Source organism: Methylobacterium ajmalii, from assembly GCF_036448855.1.
Lineage (GTDB): Bacteria > Pseudomonadota > Alphaproteobacteria > Rhizobiales > Beijerinckiaceae > Methylobacterium > Methylobacterium ajmalii.
In genome coordinates this window covers 61,314-78,461 of record NZ_JAZFXT010000011.1, presented here as the reverse complement: position 1 = coordinate 78,461, position 17,148 = coordinate 61,314, and the positions used below count along the sequence as shown (strand labels likewise).

18 protein-coding genes are annotated in these 17,148 nt (G+C 74.0%); 9 read left to right on the top strand and 9 right to left on the bottom strand.

Annotated elements, in window-relative coordinates; genetic code table 11:
• Positions 1–173 precede the first annotated feature (173 nt).
• Positions 174–485, bottom strand: coding sequence for a polyhydroxyalkanoic acid system family protein (locus tag V3T34_RS05000; protein ID WP_060847672.1), 312 nt, complete (start codon positions 483–485; stop codon positions 174–176).
• Positions 486–760: 275 nt separating this feature from the next.
• Here V3T34_RS05000 and V3T34_RS04995 point away from each other — a divergent pair, with 275 nt between their 5' ends.
• The 3 genes from V3T34_RS04995 (at position 761) to V3T34_RS04985 (ending at position 1,673) form a co-directional block, all read left to right on the top strand.
• Positions 761–931, top strand: coding sequence for a hypothetical protein (locus V3T34_RS04995; protein WP_165602076.1), 171 nt, complete (start codon positions 761–763; stop codon positions 929–931).
• Positions 928–1,059: a hypothetical protein gene (locus tag V3T34_RS04990; RefSeq protein WP_268926675.1), complete on the top strand. Its 132-nt coding sequence runs from the start codon at positions 928–930 to the stop codon at positions 1,057–1,059. The genes V3T34_RS04995 and V3T34_RS04990 overlap by 4 nt, the downstream gene beginning before the upstream one ends.
• Positions 1,060–1,259: 200 nt before the next feature.
• Positions 1,260–1,673 (top strand): hypothetical protein, encoded by a 414-nt coding sequence (locus V3T34_RS04985; RefSeq protein ID WP_091888583.1) that lies wholly within the window; start codon positions 1,260–1,262, stop codon positions 1,671–1,673.
• Positions 1,674–1,695: 22 nt separating this feature from the next.
• On the opposite strand, the gene V3T34_RS04980 is transcribed toward V3T34_RS04985, so the two are convergent.
• The 6 genes from V3T34_RS04980 to croR all read right to left on the bottom strand — a co-directional run bounded on the left by V3T34_RS04980 (position 1,696) and on the right by croR (position 7,422).
• The gene (locus tag V3T34_RS04980; protein ID WP_091888581.1) at positions 1,696–2,907 is read right to left on the bottom strand and encodes an ABC transporter permease; all 1,212 of its coding nucleotides are present in this window, start codon (positions 2,905–2,907) and stop codon (positions 1,696–1,698) included.
• Positions 2,904–3,884: an ABC transporter ATP-binding protein gene (locus tag V3T34_RS04975; RefSeq protein WP_305077831.1), complete on the bottom strand. Its 981-nt coding sequence runs from the start codon at positions 3,882–3,884 to the stop codon at positions 2,904–2,906. The genes V3T34_RS04980 and V3T34_RS04975 overlap by 4 nt, the downstream gene beginning before the upstream one ends.
• A gap of 78 nt (positions 3,885–3,962) precedes the next feature.
• Positions 3,963–4,385: a DUF2141 domain-containing protein gene (locus V3T34_RS04970; protein ID WP_060847668.1), complete on the bottom strand. Its 423-nt coding sequence runs from the start codon at positions 4,383–4,385 to the stop codon at positions 3,963–3,965.
• A complete protein-coding gene (gene crtI, locus V3T34_RS04965) occupies positions 4,382–5,953 on the bottom strand; it encodes a phytoene desaturase family protein (protein ID WP_305077830.1) in 1,572 nt (523 codons plus the stop codon). The genes V3T34_RS04970 and crtI overlap by 4 nt, the downstream gene beginning before the upstream one ends.
• Before the next feature lie 178 nt (positions 5,954–6,131).
• Entirely contained in the window at positions 6,132–6,932 is an 801-nt protein-coding gene (locus V3T34_RS04960) for a TrmH family RNA methyltransferase (protein WP_305077829.1), read from the bottom strand.
• 28 nt (positions 6,933–6,960) lie between these two features.
• On the bottom strand, positions 6,961–7,422 hold the full coding sequence (gene croR, locus V3T34_RS04955; RefSeq protein WP_060847665.1) for a 3-hydroxybutyryl-CoA dehydratase: 462 nt from the start codon (positions 7,420–7,422) through the stop codon (positions 6,961–6,963).
• A 388-nt stretch (positions 7,423–7,810) separates the two neighbouring features.
• Here croR and V3T34_RS04950 point away from each other — a divergent pair, with 388 nt between their 5' ends.
• Positions 7,811–9,481, top strand: a complete 1,671-nt coding sequence (locus tag V3T34_RS04950) for a methyl-accepting chemotaxis protein (protein WP_305077828.1) — start codon at positions 7,811–7,813, stop codon at positions 9,479–9,481.
• 75 nt (positions 9,482–9,556) lie between these two features.
• Here V3T34_RS04950 and V3T34_RS04945 read toward each other — a convergent pair whose 3' ends face one another.
• Entirely contained in the window at positions 9,557–10,678 is a 1,122-nt protein-coding gene (locus V3T34_RS04945; RefSeq protein WP_305077827.1) for an alpha/beta hydrolase, read from the bottom strand.
• A gap of 249 nt (positions 10,679–10,927) precedes the next feature.
• On the opposite strand from V3T34_RS04945, the gene V3T34_RS04940 reads away from it, so the two are divergent.
• Entirely contained in the window at positions 10,928–11,548 is a 621-nt protein-coding gene (locus V3T34_RS04940; RefSeq protein WP_305077826.1) for a cation efflux transmembrane domain-containing protein, read from the top strand.
• 27 nt (positions 11,549–11,575) lie between these two features.
• Here the strand turns inward: V3T34_RS04940 and V3T34_RS04935 are convergent, their stop codons facing one another.
• Positions 11,576–12,115: an RrF2 family transcriptional regulator gene (locus V3T34_RS04935; RefSeq protein WP_305077825.1), complete on the bottom strand. Its 540-nt coding sequence runs from the start codon at positions 12,113–12,115 to the stop codon at positions 11,576–11,578.
• 274 nt (positions 12,116–12,389) lie between these two features.
• Between V3T34_RS04935 and V3T34_RS04930 the strand changes: the two genes are divergently transcribed.
• The 4 genes from V3T34_RS04930 (at position 12,390) to V3T34_RS04915 (ending at position 17,139) form a co-directional block, all read left to right on the top strand.
• Positions 12,390–12,626, top strand: coding sequence for a DUF6894 family protein (locus V3T34_RS04930; protein WP_060847661.1), 237 nt, complete (start codon positions 12,390–12,392; stop codon positions 12,624–12,626).
• Between the two features lie 105 nt (positions 12,627–12,731).
• Positions 12,732–14,615: a glycoside hydrolase family 15 protein gene (locus tag V3T34_RS04925; protein WP_407942673.1), complete on the top strand. Its 1,884-nt coding sequence runs from the start codon at positions 12,732–12,734 to the stop codon at positions 14,613–14,615.
• A gap of 128 nt (positions 14,616–14,743) precedes the next feature.
• Positions 14,744–16,303, top strand: coding sequence for a methionine--tRNA ligase (gene metG, locus V3T34_RS04920; RefSeq protein WP_305077823.1), 1,560 nt, complete (start codon positions 14,744–14,746; stop codon positions 16,301–16,303).
• Entirely contained in the window at positions 16,300–17,139 is an 840-nt protein-coding gene (locus V3T34_RS04915) for a TatD family hydrolase (protein ID WP_305077822.1), read from the top strand. Before metG ends, V3T34_RS04915 begins: the two co-directional genes overlap by 4 nt.
• Positions 17,140–17,148: the final 9 nt, after the last annotated feature.

Sequence of the window (17,148 nt, the reverse complement as noted above, 5' to 3'; positions counted from 1 at the left end):
CGACGCTGCTGCGCATCGCGGGGTTCTGGGATCGGCTCCGGGAAAGGAACAAGGCGGGCGGACGGCCCGGATTATCAAGATTCCATCAAGGCCGGGGAGGCGCGGGTGGGCCCGCCGACCGTCCGCGACCGTCAGGTTGCCGTTCGCGACCGTCAGGTCGCCGCCTGCGACCGTCAGGTCGCCAAGAGCTCGCCGCCCTTCTCGGCGATGACCTGCCGCACCTTGCCGGAGAAGACCCCGAGCAGCAGCGGCAGGTGGACCTCGACGCGGGCGGCCTCGTCCTCGACCGCGATGGTGCCGCTGACCGACTGGCCCATGGCGCCGACCTGGAAGCCGAGGGTGTCGCCGGTCCAGACCGGATCCTGCATGGTGAGGCCGGCCTTCTGGACGAGATCCCGACCCTGGCCGATCCGGGCATCGATGCGCCGCCGTGCCTCGCTCCGACCGAGCTGGTGGGGAATCACGACAACCAGGGGTTTCGCCATCACCGTCTCCACGGGCCGCCGCGCCCCTTCGCGGGAGGCGCATCCGGGCATCATGCCCCGGCGGCATCGAATCTCTGCGGTTGAATTTTATCAGGACGGTCGGGAATTCAATCGGTGGCGACCGCGGAGGGTTAAGGAATGTGGCAGGGGCCGGCCCAGACCGGATGTCCCGCCGAATGTTCGCTCGCGGATGCTGGGCAAGCCCGCCGGCCTGGCGTAGAGGGGCGGGGAGCGGCGCGGGCTGGCGCGCCCCGCGAACGGAGGCCGGTCGTCACGTGATCGAGCGGGGAATTCTCGGCGCCGTCGCCGTGTGCATCGCGGCCACGGCCGGCCTGTGGCTGCTCGCGATGCCGGACGAGCCGGTGCGGGCCCTGCAGGACGGCCTCGGGGCCGCGGCGCTCGCCACCATCATCGCGGGCGCGGCCGTCCGGCGCTCCTCCGAGTGAGCGACGACCGCCGGACGGCCCTGGCACGGCTCGCCCGGCTCTCGACCCTCGCCCGGCCCCTGGCGCGCGGGTGCGTCGCGCTCCTCGTCGCCGTCGCGGTGCTGTGGCTCGCGTTTCACCTGCGCTGAAGCAGGCCTGCGCTAGAGCATTTTCCGACGAAGAGGATACCGGTTCGTCGCAGAAAATGCGGTAAACACAAATACTTAGAGAGCTTCGCGATTGCAGCGCGATCGTGAAGTGCTCTCAAGCCGATCCCCGCTTGCGGTAGCTGTCGCACCGGCGGGTCGGGACTGCTAAGCTGGCGGCGCCCGAACCCGGACGAAACCCGATGCGTCTCTCCCTCGCTTCCCTGCTGATCCTCGGTGCGCTCGCCGTCCCGGCCCACGCCCAGACGACGGCCCCAAACCCGTTCAGCCCCGGCGCGCCCAAGCCGAACCCGGCGCCGCCGCCGAACCCGCCCGCCATCCCGGCCAAGCCCGCGGCGCCGGCCGCGCAAGGCCCCGCCGGCACGGCGCCCGCCGGCAACGCGGCCGCCCCCCGCGCGCCGGCCGCCGGCGCGGTCTATCCGACGGCGGTCGCGCCGAAATACGCCAAGGAGTCCCCGGGCAGCGCCCGCCAGCACACCTGCCTCGACCAGTACAACGCCAACAAGGCGGCCGGCGGCGCCGGCAACGGCGGCCTCAACTGGATCGAGAAGGGCGGCGGCTACTATTCCGAGTGCAACAAGCGGCTGAAGGGCTGACGCCCGCGGGGAGGCACCGACCTCACGCCCGCGCCGGCCCGGGGGCCGGCCGCGCGGTGAGCGCCAGGGCCGCGCCCAGGCCCGCGGCGGCGAGCCCCGCCAGCACGGCCCAGGCCGGCCAGGCGCCGCCGGCGCCCTCGGCCAGGGCCGCCTGGTAGGCCTCGATCGCCCAGGCGTTCGGGGTGAACCAGCCGAGGCTCTGAAGCCAGGGCGGCATCAGGAAGCGCGGCACCATGCTGCCGCCGACCGCCGAGAGCAGCAGCACCCCGAAGGTCGAGACGAGGTGGGCCTGCTGGCGGGTCCGCGCCGCCGCGCAGGCGGCGAGCCCCAGGCCCGCCGCCATGGCGGCGACCAGCACCCCGGTGACGAGCCAGGCCACGACGTGCGGGCCGACCGAGACGCCGTAGACCAGGGCGGCGGCCGCGAAGATCAGGCCGCCCTGGGCGGTGCCCTGGAGCACCAGGAACAGGAACTTGCCGAGCACCACCACCGGCAGGCCGCCGGGGGCGGCGGCGAGGCGGTCGGCGAGGCCGGACTGGCGCTCCTCGACCAGGGACAGGGCGCCCTGCATCGCGGCGAACATCAGGAACACCGCCGCGATCGCCCCGGCATAGTAGGCGACGCGGGCATTGCCCCCGTCCGGCCCGCCATGCCCCTCGGCCGTCGAGGTCCGGGCGACCAGGGCGGCGAAGGAGAAGGCCTCCTTCTTCTCGCGGCTCTCGGCGAAGGCGCGGTCCAGGAAGGCGCGCTCGTCCGGGCCGATCTTGCCGGTGCGCTCGACGTCGGCGACGACCCGCGACAGCACCACGTCGGGCAGGGCCTCGTTGAGGACCCGCTGGACCTGGCCCAGCGCGATCGGGGTGGCAAGGGCGCGTGCCGGGCTCTCGACGACGAGGATCGGCGCGTCGGCCGAGGTGCTCCCGGCGGCGAGGTCGCCGCGCAGCACCAGGGCGACGTCGACCTCGCCCCGGCGCACCGCCGTCAGCGGGTCGCCGTCGAGGCGCGTCGTGCGCAGCGCCGGGTCGGCCTCGAGGGCGGCGACGAGCCGTCCGGTCGTGGCGGTGCGGGCCTGGTCGAGGAGCCCGACCTGGATGCGGATCCGCTCGCCGACGGCGCCGGAGAAGATCGCCGCGAACACGCAGAAGATCACGGTCGGCAGGACGAAGGCCATCACCAGGGCGGCGCGATCGCGCCAGAGGGTGAGCAGCATCACCCGGAACGCGGCGACGATCATGCCACGGCCTCCACGGGGCGAAGGTCCGCCGGGGGCTCGCCCGCGGTCACGTCGCGGTAGAGCACGTCGAGCCCCGGCTCGCGCACCCGGATCTCCCGCACCGGCACGCCGTGGCGGCGCAGGTGGGCGAGGAGCGCCGCGCCGTCGCGCCCGCCCGCCACCGCGTCGCCGGCCCGCCTGTCGGTCTGCCAGACGAGCGGCGAGGCCGGATGGAAGCCGGCCTGGCGCAGGGCGGCCGCCGCCGCCGGGCCCGCGGCCTCGGCCAGCGCCACCTCGTGCTCGGGCGGGCCGGCGCGCAGGCGCGCGAGCAGGTCGGCGAGGCGCCCGTCGAGGCGGATGCGCCCGTCCTGGAGCACCAGGACCCGCCCGGCGAGGCGCTCGGCCTCGGCGAAGTCGTGGGTGGCGACGAGCAGCGCGGCGCCGGTCTCCGGCAGGCGCTCGAGCACCGCGTGGATCGCCGCCCGGGCGGCCTGGTCGACGCCCTGCGTCGGCTCGTCGAGGAGGACGAGGGCGGGCTCGCCGAGGAGCGCCGCCGCGATGTTGGCCCGGCGCTGGTAGCCGCCGGAGAGCACGCCGACGAGGCGTGAGGCGACGTCGTCGAGGCCGGTCCGCGTCAGCGCCCGGGCCACCGCCGGCGCCCGCGCCGCCCGGGGCAGTCCCAGGAGGCGGGCGAAGACCTCGAGGTTCTCCCGCACGGTGAGGCGCGGGTAGAGGGCGATCTCCTGCGGCACCCAGGCGATGGCGCGCCGCACCGCGGAGGAGCGCCCCGGATCGCCGCCGGCCACCCGCACGCTGCCGCGCTCCGGCACGAGGCGGCCGGCGAGGAGGCGCATCAGCGAGGTCTTGCCGGCGCCGTTGGGGCCGAGCAACGCCACGGTCTCGCCGCGCGCGAACACGAGGTCGACGCGATCGAGGACCCGCCGGTTGCGGTACGAGAAGGCGAGGTCGCGGACGGTCGCCGCCGGATCGGGTGTCATGGTCCCGACCACAGCAGAGCTTTGCGGCATTCCCGGGGAGGGACGCCGGTGCGCAGGAGGACCCACCCTGGACAGGACCTACCGGGCCGGCAGGGCGCGGGTGAGCCGCACCCGCAGCGATGCGCCCGGCTCGCCGAGGCGGAAGGCGGCGGCGGCAAAATCCGGGCGGCCGCGCCGGCCGGCGCCGTTCGAGAAGCCGTAGGGCTCGGTCGGCAGGCCGAGGGGCGTGCGGCCGAGGCGCCCGTCGCCGTCGAGGTCCTGGAACGCCGCCACCGCGTAGCTGCCCGGCGGCACGTCGGTGAAGCCGAAGCGCAGGCTCGGGCCCGAGGCCGGTCCGTTCTGGCCGATGCGGCAGGCCTCCTCGGCGAGCGACCCGGTGCAGAGCGCGACGAAGACCCGGCCGGCGCCGGGCTCGACCCCGTCGACCTCGATCGCGAGGTCGGCGGCCGACGCCGGACCCGCCAGGGCCAGAAGCGCTACCAGCGCGAGGGGGCCCCTCACGAGGCCTCCCCGAGGCTCGGGGCGGTCGCGAGCGGCAGGCCGCGGGCCGGCACCGTCCCGAGCGCCAGGTCCTCGGCCATCAGCCGGGCGGTGATGCGGGCGCCCTCGTAGATCACCGGCAGGCCGGAGCCCGGATGGGTGCCGCCGCCCACGAGGTAGAGCCCGGGCCCGAAGCGGTTGTGGGGCCGGAAGTAGAGCATCTGCAGGAGGTCGTGCGACAGGTTGAAGGTCGCGCCCTCGTACACGTCGAACTCGTCGCGCCACTGGGTCGGGTCGACCACGCGCTCGTAGCGGATGCGGGATTCGATGTCGGTGAGCCCGAGCTTCTCCAGCCGCTTGAGCACGAGCGCCCGGTAGGACGGGCCGACGCTCGCCCAGTCGATCCCGGCGCGCAGGTTCGGCACCGGCACCAGCACGTAGAGGCTGGTATGGCCGGGGGGCGCCATGCCGCCGTCGGTGTAGCCGGCGTGCTGGACGTAGACCGAGGGCTGCATCGGCAGCACCCCGTCGGAAACCTCGCGGATGTTGCGGGCGTAATCCTCCGACAGCAGGATGGTGTGGTGGCCGAGGCTCTCGGGCATCGGACCCTCGATGCCGAGATAGAGCATGTAGGTCGAGCAGGAGAGGCGGGCCTTCGCCACCTTGGCGTCGCGCCAGCGCGGCCGGCGCGCCTCGGGGACGAGTTCGGGCACGACCTTGGCGAAGTCGCCGTTGATGACGACCGCGTCGGCGGCGATGCGCTCACCCCCGGCCTCGACCCCGACGGCGCGCTTGCCCTCGAACAGCACCCGGTCGACGCTCGTGCCGAGCTTGATCTCGACGCCCATGCGGCGGGCGAGGCCGGCCATCGCTTCCGACACCGCGCCGCAGCCGCCCACCGGGTGGTAGACCCCGTGCTCGTATTCGAGGAAGCTCAGGATGGTGAACAGGCTCGGGCACCGGAACGGCGACATCCCGAGGTACTTGGTCTGGAACGAGAAGGCGAGGCGGACCCGCGGGTCCTTGAAGTAGCGCGCCAGGTCGCGGTCGACGGTGGCGTGCGGGCGGAGCAGCGGCAGGGCCGCCAGCATCGCCGGCGAGGCGAAGCTGCGAAGCGAGTCGCAGGCCTGCTGCAGCACCGGGATGAAGGCCGCGAGCTTGTGGCGGTTGTCCTCGAGGAAGCGGCGCACGTTCTTGGCGTCGTCGGGCGCGATGCGGGCGATCTCGGCCTCGAGCCGCTCCACGTCCGGCGTCGCCTTGATCTCGCCGCCGCCCTCGAAGACGAGGTGGTATTGCGGATCGAGCCGCTCGAGGGTGAGGTGGTCCTCCAGCCGCTCGCCGCAGGATTCGAAGATGTCGGCCAGGATGCGCGGATAGAGGAAGAAGGTCGGCCCGATGTCGAACCTGTAGCCGCCCGGCGCCGTCACCGTGCGGGTGCGCCCGCCGACGCAGTCCTCCTTCTCGATCACCGTCACCTGCACGCCGTCGCGCGCGAGCATCAGCGCCACCGCGAGGCCGCCCGGCCCCGCCCCGACCACCACCGCCCGCCGCCCCGACAGGGTGCGGTACCCATCCCGCGGCTGCAACAACGCTCCACCTCCTGCCAGACCGAAACGCATGTCCGTGCGTACGGCCTAGTTGTGGTGCGCGACGGTGAGTCGGCAATGGTTGCGCATTGTCGCGGCGGGGTGAGACGGGGTTTTTCGCCGGGGTGTGGCGGGGCGTCGACGGGTAGGCCGAAGCGCGGTCCTTGGCGTTGCCGCCCGATCAGATCGGCGCCAGCCGCCCCCCGCCCAACCGGTGCAACGCCACCGCCCCCGCCACCGCGACGTTGAGCGAATCGACCCCCGGCGCCATCGGGATCGCTACCCGGCGGGCGCGGGCCATCAGCGCCTCGGGCAGGCCGGGGCCCTCGGTGCCGAGCAGGAGGAGCGCCCGGGGCAGGGGCGGCAAGCGCCCGATATCCTCGCCCCGGGGCGAGAGGGCGAGGGGCGTGAGCCGGTGGCGCTCGCACAGAGCGAGGAGGGCGTCGCCGGTGGGCAGCCGCGCGAAGGGGACGGTCAGGCTCGTGCCGGCCGAGACCCGGATCGCCTTGCGGTAGAGCGGGTCGCAGGTTTCCGCATCGAGCAGCACCGCGTCGGCCCCGAAGGCGGCGGCGTTGCGAAACAGCCCGCCGACATTGTCGTGGTTGGCAAGCCCCACGAGGCCGACGAGCAGGGCCGGGCCCGCCGGCACCAGGGCGTCGGGGTCGGGTTCCGGCCCGCGCAGGCCCACCGCCAGCACGCCGCGATGGATCGGGAAGCCCGCCACCGCGCCCATCACGGGTTTCGCGGCGACGTAGACGGGGGCGGCGAGGCCGGCGAGCGCCGGCGCCAGCCCGGGCAGCCGCTCGGGCGAGACGAGCACCGACTCGATCCGGAACCGGGCGGCGCCCGAGAGCAGCACCCGCAGCACCACCTCGCCCTCGGCGATGAACCGGCCCTCGCGCCCGACGAGGTCGCGCTCGCGCATCTGCGTGTAGGCGGACAGGCGCGGGTCGGCGGGGTCGTCGACGGGGATCGGCGTCATGCGGTCCGGGTTCTGGCCCTTCTGGGGATCAGCCCTTGCGGGCGGCGAGCGGGTCGGCCTCGGCCCGGGTCGGTACCTTCACCAGGGCCTCGCCGTCCAGCACCGTCTCGCCGTTGACCGCGCAGGTGCAGGTCAGGCGGGCGCGGCGGCGCTCCGGCACCAGCTCGGCCACCTCGACGGTGACGTCCACCGTGTCGCCGATGCGCACCGGCGCGCGGAAGTTGAGGCTCTGGCTGATGTAGATCGCGCCGGGGCCGGGCAGGCGGGTGCCGAGCACCGCCGAGATCAGCCCGGCGGTGTAGAGGCCGTGGGCGATGCGGGTGCCGAACGGGGTGCGGGCGGCGAAGTGCTCGGAGAGGTGGATCGGGTTGCGGTCGCCGGTGATCTCGGCAAAGCCGACCACGTCGGAGGTCGCGATGGTCTTCGACAGCGTCTCGGACAGCCCGACGCTCAGGTCCTCGAAGTACAGCACGCGCAGTTCGGGCATCATCGGCGTCGCTCCCGGTGGACGTCTTGGGGCCGCGGCCGGGCGCGCGGGGCTCCGCCGTCCCGCCGGGTCCCCCGGGGTCGCACGGGACGGGGCCGGAAATCCACTGGCGAAAGGTCGGAAGGGGCGGCGCCGCCGCGGCGGCCGGGCCGGGCGCCCGCGCCTCACCGAGAGAAAGGCGCCCGGCCGTGCGGCGTTGCTGGCGCGGGTCCGTCGCGTTCCGTTTCGTCATCGGCCCGGGTCGGGCACTATCAAGCGAGAAAGAATTGATCTCGTCTTCGTCTCATCGGCTATGTGACTTCATTTTGGCGTTGCGATGCATTAATAAAATTTTAGCGGTATCGGCGCGACAAGAGCGCGGTCCGACGATCGCTCACCCACGGCTTGTCCCATGCGTCTGTCCCTGAAGAGCAGCCTCACCGGCCTGTTCGGGATCCTCCTGCTGCTGACCCTGGCCCAGGGCGGCCTCTCCCTGTGGAAGCTCGGCTCGATCGAGGCCCGCATCGCCACCCTGGCCGACGACGCGGTGCCCTCGATCAACGAGGCGCACGCGATCAACGCCCTGGTGATGCGGGCCCGGCTCTGGCAGTTCCGGTTCATCACCGCCGACGGCGAGGCCGAGAAGGCGCTCGCCGCCAAGAGCTTCTCCGAGATGGACGCGGCACTGGGCCAGCGGATGGCGCGCTACCGGGGGTTGATCGACTCGCCGGCCGAGGAGGAGATCTTCGGGAGCCTGAGCGCCAGGATCGCGGCCTTCCGGGCCGACTGGGCCCGCCTCAAGGGGCTCCCGAGCCAGGCCGAGATCGACGCCTACTTCCGCGGGCCGATGAACGCGACCTACCGCGCCACGATCGACACCGCCGGCAAGCTCGTCGCCCTCAACGCCGCCGCCGGCACCGCCGCCGGCGAGGCCGCCCGGACCGAGCGGGCCGAGGCCACCCGCAACGCCGTCGCGATGCTCGCGGTGTCGGTTCTCGTCACGCTCGCGGCGGTGCTGTTCTGCCTCGTGCGCGTCGTCCGGCCGCTGGGCCGCATGACCGGCGCGATGCGCCGCCTGGCCGAGGGCGAGGCCGCGACCGCGATCCCGGGCGCCGGCCGCCGGGACGAGCTCGGCGCCATGGCGGGGGCGCTCGCGGTGTTTCGCGACAACCTGGTCCGCACCCGGGCGCTGGAGGAGGAGACGGCGCTCGCCCGGGCCGGCGCCGAGGCGCAGCGCCGGCAGGCGACCCGCGCGATGGCGGACGCCTTCGAGCGGGCGGTCGGCGGCATCGTCGGCGCGGTCGCGGCCGCCGCCACCGAGCTGCAGGCGACCGCCCGGACCATGACGGTCACCGCCCGGGAGACCGCCGGCCAGTCGGGCGGCGCGGCAGACGCCGCCGCCCAGGCCGCCTCGAATGTCGGCATGGTGGCGGCGGCGGCGGAAGAGCTCGGCGCCTCGGTAGCCGAGATCGGCCGCCAGGTCGACGGCTCGGCCCGGCTCGCCGGGGCCGCCGTCCGGGAGGCCGGCGCGAGCGCGGCCCAGGTCCAGGCGCTGACCGAGGCGACCCACCGCATCGGCGACGTGGTCGGGCTGATCTCGTCGATCGCCGCCCAGACCAACCTGCTCGCGTTGAACGCCACCATCGAGGCGGCGCGTGCCGGAGCGGCGGGGCGCGGCTTCGCGGTGGTGGCGGCGGAGGTCAAGGAGCTCGCCGGCCAGACGGCCAAGGCGACGGAGGAGATCACCGGCCAGATCGCGGCGATCCAGGCCTCGACCGGCCAGGCGGTCGGCGCGATCAGCGGGATCACCGCGCGGATCGAGGAGATCGCGGGCGTCGCCACCGCGATCGCCGCGGCGGTGGAGGAGCAGGGCACGGCGACCCGGGAGATCGTCCGCAACGTCTCGGAGGCCGCCGCCGGCACCGGCGAGGTGACGGCGAGCGTCTCCGGCGTCGCCCGGGCGGCGGACGAGACCGGCGCGGCGGCAAGCCAGGTGCTCTCGGCGGCCTCCGAGCTGTCGCGCCAGTCCGAGCAGCTCTCGGCCGAGGTCGCCCGCTTCCTCGACACCGTGCGGGCGGCCTGACGCCCGTACGGAACCGAGACATCGGAAGGACCGCCCCAGGCCGGGCTCCGGGGCGGTCCTTCGTCGTTTGTGCGGTCAGTTCAGCGCCTGCGGGTCGGCCTCGGTCAGGAAGGCGGCGACCTCGCGGAAGAACTGCATCCGGTTCTTCTCCATCATCACCGTGTGGGTGCCTTCGCCGAGCTCCACGAAGCGCTTGTAGGGCGTGCGGGTGAGGCGGGCGAAGTATTCCTGGGCCTGGTAGCTCGGCAGGTCGGCGTCCCATTCGGCGTGGATGACGAGGGTCGGCACCCGGATCTCGCCGGGATCGTAGAGCGGCTTGCCGGCCTGCCAGTACTCCTGCGAATCGGCCACCACCCCGTTCGGCGCCCGGAGCACCGGGGGCGTCTGCGCGGCCCCGGCGGCGTCGGTCGCGAAGGTGGCGTCGGCCCATTGCTCGAACCAGCCGGGCGGGATCAGGTCCGCCTGCTTGTCCGCCGGCACGCCCTTGAGCCAGCGCTCCCTCGCGCTGTCCCGGCTCACGCTCCGGTAGGCGCCGAGCGGCCCGCTCGTGCCGAGGAGCGAGGGCGTGCGCGACAGCCATTGCGGCGCGTAGAGGACGAGGCGGTTGACCGTGTCGTTGTGGGTGCTGGTGTAGAGCCCCATGGTCGAGGTGCCCCAGGACCAGCCCATCAGGTCGATCCTGTCGACCCCGCGCCGCCGGCGGATGAAGTCGACCGCCTGGCCGACCACCGCGGCGGCGTCCCCCGTGCGCATGAAGGGCTTTCCGTCGGCGGCCGGGCGGCCCATCGCGGCGGGGCGGCCCGAGAGGCCGTAGCCCGGCAGGTCGACGAGGTAGACGTCGAAGCCCTGGCCCGCGAGGTAGTCCATCATCGACAGGCCGGCGAGCGGCAGGTCGAAGGCGGTCGAGGCCGGGTAGGTCGCGCCGTGGACGTAGAGCAGGATGCGGTCGGGTGCGAACCGCTCGGTCCCGGCCGGGCGCTTGTTGCGCAGGTAGACCGAGACCCCGTCCTCCGGGCCGGGGAGCCGGAATTCCTCTATCGCCAGACGGGGCGGGGCCGCTTGCGAGGCGGCGGGCGCCGCCGAGGCCGCGGACCCCGAGAGGGTGCTACCCAAGGCGGCGGGTGCCGCCGCGAGCCCGCCGAGGACGAGGCGGCGGGGCATCCGCCCCGGGGACGGGGGCGGTGATGAATGCGGCATGGTCGTCTCCTCCTGGCCCGCCGCTTCCCGGTGGGTGCTGCCCACCGCGTCTCGGTGGGTGCCCACCGTGTCCCGGCGGATCTCCGCCTGTGGTCGGCGGCTGACGGCAGTGAAGCCGGCGCGGGGGCCCGGTGCAACCGCCGGCCCGGCATGGCACCGATGCGGCGTCGTGCGGCGCGGGCGCGCCCTGGCCGGCGGCGCCCGGCCGGGGCATAGACGACCGGCCGCCATCCGCGCGAGGCCCGCCCCGTGACCCCCTCCGACACCGATCCCGGCCTGCGCGCCACCGTGGGCCGCGTCGCCCTGCTCAATCTCGGCTATTTCGGGATCGAGGCGAGCGTGGCGGTGGCGATCGGCTCGGTGGCGCTGGTGGCCGACAGCGTCGACTTCCTGGAGGATGCCGCGCTCAACCTGCTGATCGTCGCCGGCCTCGGCTGGCGGCCGGCGGCGCGGGCCCGGCTCGGCGCCGCGATGGCCGGCATCCTGCTGCTGCCGGGGCTCGCCGCCGCCTGGACCGCCTGGCAGAAATTCGGCGCCTTCACGGCCCCGGATCCGGTGCCCCTGACCCTGACGGGGCTCGGGGCGCTCGCCGTCAACCTCGCCTGCGCGCTGATGCTGGCGCGCCACCGCGAGGGCCGCGGCAGCCTGACCCGGGCGGCCTTCCTGTCGGCCCGCAACGACGCGGTCGCCAACGTGGCGATCGTGGCGGCCGGGCTCGTCACCGCCGCCACGCTGTCGACCTGGCCCAGTTTCGCCCCCTGGCCCGACCTGGTGGTCGGCCTCGGCATCGCGGCGATGAACGCCGACGCCGCCTGGGAGATCTGGCAGGCCGCCGCCGCCGAGCGCCGCGCCGCCCGCGAGGCGGCGTGAGGCGGCGATCCCCGGGCCGACGGGGTGCTACGCGCCCGGCTCTCCCGCCCCCTCGGCGTCGCGCCCGATCAGGTCGCGCAGGGTCGCCCCGGTCGGGCCGGCCAGCACGTCCGCCAGGGTGAAGCGGTCGAGCTCGCGGATGAAGCTCCGCTCGGCCGCGTCCAGCGCGGTCTTCAGCAGGCAGCGCCCGGCGAGCGGGCAGGGGCCGCGGCCGCACTCGACGAGGCAGCCGAGGCCCTCCAGCTCCGCCACCACGGCGCCGAGGCGCACCTCGGCCGGCGGCCGGGCCAGGCGCACCCCGCCGGAGCGGCCCTGCCGGGCCTCGATGTAGCCCGCCCCCGTGAGCCCGCGCGCCACCTTCTGGAGGTGGTTCAGCGATACCCCGAAGGTGCGCGCGACGGCGGGCGTCGTCGTCCAGCCGCCGCCCTCCACCGTCCCGAGATAGAGCAGCAGGCGCAGCGACAGGTCGGTGTAGAGCGAGAGCCGCAGGGCACGCTGTCCTTCTTCGTCGGCGACGCCGCCGGCGGGCCGCGGATCGCCGGCGCACCCGGCGGGCGGGGAAACCACCCGCGCAACCCTATCGCCGGCCAGCGAAATTGGCCAGGGCGCCCCGGCTGCGGGTCGCATGGGGCCGGCATTCGCGCCGGACGGGACTGTCTAAACGTGGTAATTCAAGTGCTTGTTTGTCCCGCGGGAAAACCAGCGTTCAATAAACATTTGCGAGGGCAGACGATGACGTTGCGTCTTAAGTGAAGCCTCGAGGCGCCCCGATCGGCGAGACCGGTCGGCGGGATCCGGGATCTTCCGCCCGGCGGCCTTCTCGACACTCCAGGGGCCGCCGGTGCCGCGCTACTTCTTCGACATCAACGACCACGACCTGTCGCACCGCGACGACGAGGGCAGCGAGTGGCCGAGCCGCGAGGCCGCCCAGGCCCACGCCATGCGGGTCCTGGCCGACATCGCCCGCGACGAGGCCCGGCGCCAGGACCGGCTGCACCTGTTCGTCACCATCCGGGACGAGGTCCGGGCGGTGCTCGGCGTCGCGTCGCTGGCGGTGTCCTGCACCTGGGTCGACTGACCCGGACCGAGGGACCTTGCCGGACGGCCGCCGGGGCGTGGTGCGGCGCAAACCGTCGCGCCCCGAAACCCTGCCCCCGACGGACCGTTACCCCCGCGCTTTAACGTGTGTTGGGTGCGAGGCGACGTGACGGACCGGCCGATCGAGGACTACGCCGTCATCGGCGACACCTGCACGACGGCGCTCGTCGCCCGCGACGGGTCGATCGACTGGCTGTGCTGGCCCTGCCACGACAGCCCGGCGGTGTTCCTGCGCCTCCTCGACGAGGACAAGGGCGGGGCCTGCGAGATCGTCCTCGACGACGTGCGCGAGACGCGCCGGGCCTACCGGCCCGGCACCACCATCCTGGAGACGGTGTTCGTCACCGCGACCGGGACGCTCCGGCTCACCGACTTCATGCCGCTCCACCCCCTGGCGGAGGTGCCCGACGAGGGCCCGGACGGCGCCCCCCACGGCCGGATCGTGCGGATCGCCGCCTGCGAGGCCGGGACGGTGTCGGGGCGCTTCCGGGTGCGCCCGACCTTCGACTACGCCCGCGACGGCGCCGTCCTCGAGCCGGAGGCGGGGGGGACGGTGCTGTGCCGGCGCCGCTCGAAGCCGGAGGGCGTGCGGGTCGCCGCCACGGTGCCGCTCGCGGTCCTCGGCGACCGGGTCGAGGCGGCGTTCGCCCTGAGGGCCGGGGAGGGGGTGTCCCTAGTCCTCGCCCATCGGAAGGACGACGACGGCGACATCGGGCACGCCGCCGCGAGCCTGTCGGCGACGGAAGGCTACTGGCACGAATGGTCCGGGCGCTGCACCTATGACGGGCCGCACCGCGACAGCGTGCTGCGCAGCGCGCTGGTGCTCAAGCTCCTGACCCACGCGCCCTCGGGCGGGATCATCGCGGCCTCCACCACCAGCCTGCCGGAGGCGGTGCCGGGCACCCGCAACTTCGACTACCGCTACGTCTGGATGCGGGACGCGAGCTTCACCGTCACGGCCTTCGTCAATCTCGGCTACGTGCGCGAGGCGGCGGAGTTCCTGCGCTTCCTGCGCGACGCCGACCACAGCCGCGGCCGCGACCTGGAACTGATGTACGGCATCAACGGGCGCGTGCCGGAGGAGGAGATCCTCGACCACCTGCGCGGCTGGCGCGGGGTCGGCCCGGTGCGGATCGGCAACGCGGCCTCGGGCCAGCACCAGTACGACATCTACGGCGAGTTCCTGGTGGCGCTCCACGCCTTCCTGGACGCCGTCGACTACGACCCGCCGGTGAAGGTCAACGACCACCTGCCCGAGGCGCTCGGCCACCTCACCGACCACGTCATCCGCTGCCGCCACGCGCCCGATCACGGCATCTGGGAGCTGCGCGACGAGACGCGCCAGATCCTCCACACCAAGGGCATGCTCTGGGTCGCCCTCGACCGGGCGGTGCAGATCGCCGAGGCCGTCGAGGTGGCGCCCCCCGAGCGGGTCGAGGAGTGGCGGCGCGTCGCCGCCGAGATCCGGGCCGAGTACCACGACAAGGGCTGGAACCCCCGCGTCGGCGCCTACACCCAGGCCTACGGCTCCGACGACCTCGACGCCGCGGTCCTGCGCACGGTGCTGTTCGGCGCCTTCGAGCCCGATTCGCCCCGGGTCGCCGCGACGCTCGAGGCGGTGAGCGCCGGGCTCGGCGACGGCGACCTCCTCTACCGCTACCGCAACGCCGACGGCTTCGAGCACCCGGAGGCGACCTTCGCGGCCTGCGCGTTCTGGCGCGTCGGCTGCCTGGCGCTCGCCGGGCGCATGGCCGAGGCCGAGCCGCTCTTCGCCCGGTTGCTGACCCGCGGCAACGATCTCGGGCTGTTCGCCGAGGAGATCGACGCGGGGTCGGGCGAGCAGCGCGGCAACGTCCCGCAAGGCTTCACCCACATGGCGATCATCAACCACGCGGTGCGCCTCGACCGGGCGGCGCGCCACCGGGACGCGCCGATGGACGAGCCGTTCCGCCAGGCCGTCGGGGCCTGACGCGCGGCGGAGCGGCGGGAACGCCCTCGCGGGGGGTGGGCACCGCTGCCCGAATTTGCTCTAAGGCACGGACGGGCGCCGCCTCGCGGGCGGGCCCGATCCGAATCCTTCATACCGGGAAACCAGCCGTGGCGGGCGAGCCGTTCTTCATCACCACCGCCATCTCGTACCCCAACGGGGTGCCGCATATCGGCCACGCCTACGAGGTGATCGCCGCCGACGCCATCGCGCGCTTCAAGCGCCTCGACGGCTACGACGTGTTCTTCACCACCGGCACCGACGAGCACGGCCTCAAGATCCAGCAGACCGCTGCCAAGGCCGGGATCGGCCCGCGCGCCTTCGTGGACGACATGGCGCCGCGCTTCCGCACCATGGCCGAGCAGCTCGACTGCTCCTTCGACCGCTTCATCCGCACCACCGACGCCGACCACGTCGCCGCCGCCCAGGCGCTGTGGCGCCGGATGGAGGAGAACGGCGACATCTACCTCGCCAAGTATGCCGGCTGGTACTCGGTCCGCGACGAGGCCTATTACGACGAGGCCGAGCTCGTCACCGCGCCCGACGGCAGCCGCCGGGCCGAGAAGACCGGCACGCCGGTCGAGTGGGTCGAGGAGGAGAGCTACTTCTTCCGGCTCTCGGCCTACGGCGAGCGCCTGCTCGCCCTCTACGAGGCGAACCCGGACTTCATCGGCCCCGACTCGCGCCGCAACGAGGTGACGAGCTTCGTCCGCTCGGGCCTGCAGGACCTGTCGGTCAGCCGCACCACCTTCGACTGGGGCGTGCCGGTGCCGGGCAACCCGGCCCACGTCATGTACGTCTGGGTCGACGCGCTGACGAACTACATCACGTCCTGCGGCTTCCCCGACGAGGGCGCGCCGCGCTGGCGCCAGTGGCCGGCGGCGCTCCACGTCATCGGCAAGGACATCATCCGCTTCCACGCGGTCTACTGGCCGGCCTTCCTGATGTCGGCCGGTCTCCCGGTCCCGCAGCGCGTCTTCGGCCACGGCTTCCTGCTCAACAAGGGCGAGAAGATGTCGAAGTCGCTCGGCAACGTCGTCGCCCCGACGGCGCTCGCCGAGGCCTACGGCGTCGACCCCTTGCGCTACTTCATGCTGCGCGAGGTGCCGTTCGGCCAGGACGGCAGCTACTCGCACGAGGCGATCGTCAACCGCCTCAACGCCGACCTCGCCAACGACCTCGGCAACCTCGCCCAGCGCTCGCTGACCATGATCGCCCGCAATTGCGGCGGCCAAATCCCCGCACCCTTCCCGCAAGCCGGCGAGCCGTCCGCCGCCGACCGGGCGCTGCTGGCGCTGGCCGACGCGCTGCCGGAGAAGGCGAGGGGGCTGATGCAGGACCTCGCCCTGCACGCGGTGCTGGCCGAGATCTGGGCGGTCGTGGCGGAGGCCAACCGCTACTTCGCCGGCCAGGAGCCCTGGGCCCTGCGCAAGACCGACCCGGCCCGGATGGAGGCGGTTCTGTACACCACCGCCGAGGTGCTGCGGGCGGTGGGCATCCTGGTCCAGCCCTTCATCCCGAGCGCCGCCGCCCGGCTCCTCGACCTGCTGGCGGTGGCGCCCGACGCGCGCAACCTCGCCGCCATCGGGCCGGATCACCGGCTCGCGCCCGGCACGGCCCTGCCGGCGCCGAGCCCGATCTTCCCGCGCTACGTGGAGCCCGAGGCGTGAGCCCGGTCGACAGTCCCCGAGGCGTCAGCCTGGTCGACAGCCCCCGAGGCGTCAGCCTGGTCGACAGCCATTGCCACCTCGATTCGCCCGGCCTCGCCGAGCGGCTGCCCGAGGTGCTGGCCCGGGCGAAGAGTGCCGGGATCGACCGGATGGTGACGATCTCGACCCGGGTCGCCCGGTTCGAGACCTACCGGGCCTTGAGCGAGGCCCACCCCGAGGTGCTGTTCACGATCGGCACCCACCCGCACCAGGCCGGCGAGGAGCCGGACGTGCCGGCGGCCGAGATCGTCGCCCTGTCGCGCCATCCGCGCTGCATCGGCATCGGCGAGGCCGGGCTCGACTACCACTACGATTACGCCCCGCGGGACGTGCAGCAGAAGGTCTTCCGCACCCACATCGCGGCGGCGCGCGAGAGCGGGCTGCCGCTCGTCATCCACGCCCGCGAGGCGGACGAGGACGTGGCGGCGATCCTCACCGAGGAGATGGCGCGCGGGCCGTTCAAGGCGGTGCTGCACTGCTTCTCGTCGGGGCGGCGGCTCGCCGAGGTGGGGGTGGAGCTCGGCCTCTCCGTGTCGTTCTCCGGCATCGTCACCTTCCGCAACTCGGACGAGATCCGGGACATCGCCAGGGGCGTGCCGCACGACCGCCTGCTGGTCGAGACCGACGCGCCGTACCTCGCGCCGGTGCCGCATCGCGGCCGGCCGAACGAGCCGGCCTTCGTCGCCGACACCGCCCGGGTGCTGGCCGAGACCGTGGGCCTCGCGCCCGAGGCGCTCGCGGCCCTCACCACCGCCAACTTCTACCGCCTGTTCGACAAGGCCGCCGCACACAGCTGAGGGCTCCGA

Excerpts from the sequence above, each read along its gene's own strand:
- V3T34_RS04975 (WP_305077831.1), bottom strand. The coding sequence starts at position 3,884 with ATGACACCCGATCCGGCGGCGACCGTCCGCGACCTCGCCTTCTCGTAC.
- V3T34_RS04950 (WP_305077828.1), top strand. The coding sequence starts at position 7,811 with ATGCGTCTGTCCCTGAAGAGCAGCCTCACCGGCCTGTTCGGGATCCTC.
- V3T34_RS04985 (WP_091888583.1), top strand. The coding sequence starts at position 1,260 with ATGCGTCTCTCCCTCGCTTCCCTGCTGATCCTCGGTGCGCTCGCCGTC.
- V3T34_RS05000 (WP_060847672.1), bottom strand. The coding sequence starts at position 485 with ATGGCGAAACCCCTGGTTGTCGTGATTCCCCACCAGCTCGGTCGGAGC.
- V3T34_RS04980 (WP_091888581.1), bottom strand. The coding sequence starts at position 2,907 with ATGATCGTCGCCGCGTTCCGGGTGATGCTGCTCACCCTCTGGCGCGAT.
- V3T34_RS04960 (WP_305077829.1), bottom strand. The coding sequence starts at position 6,932 with ATGACGCCGATCCCCGTCGACGACCCCGCCGACCCGCGCCTGTCCGCC.
- croR (WP_060847665.1), bottom strand. The coding sequence starts at position 7,422 with ATGATGCCCGAACTGCGCGTGCTGTACTTCGAGGACCTGAGCGTCGGG.
- V3T34_RS04945 (WP_305077827.1), bottom strand. The coding sequence starts at position 10,678 with ATGCCGCATTCATCACCGCCCCCGTCCCCGGGGCGGATGCCCCGCCGC.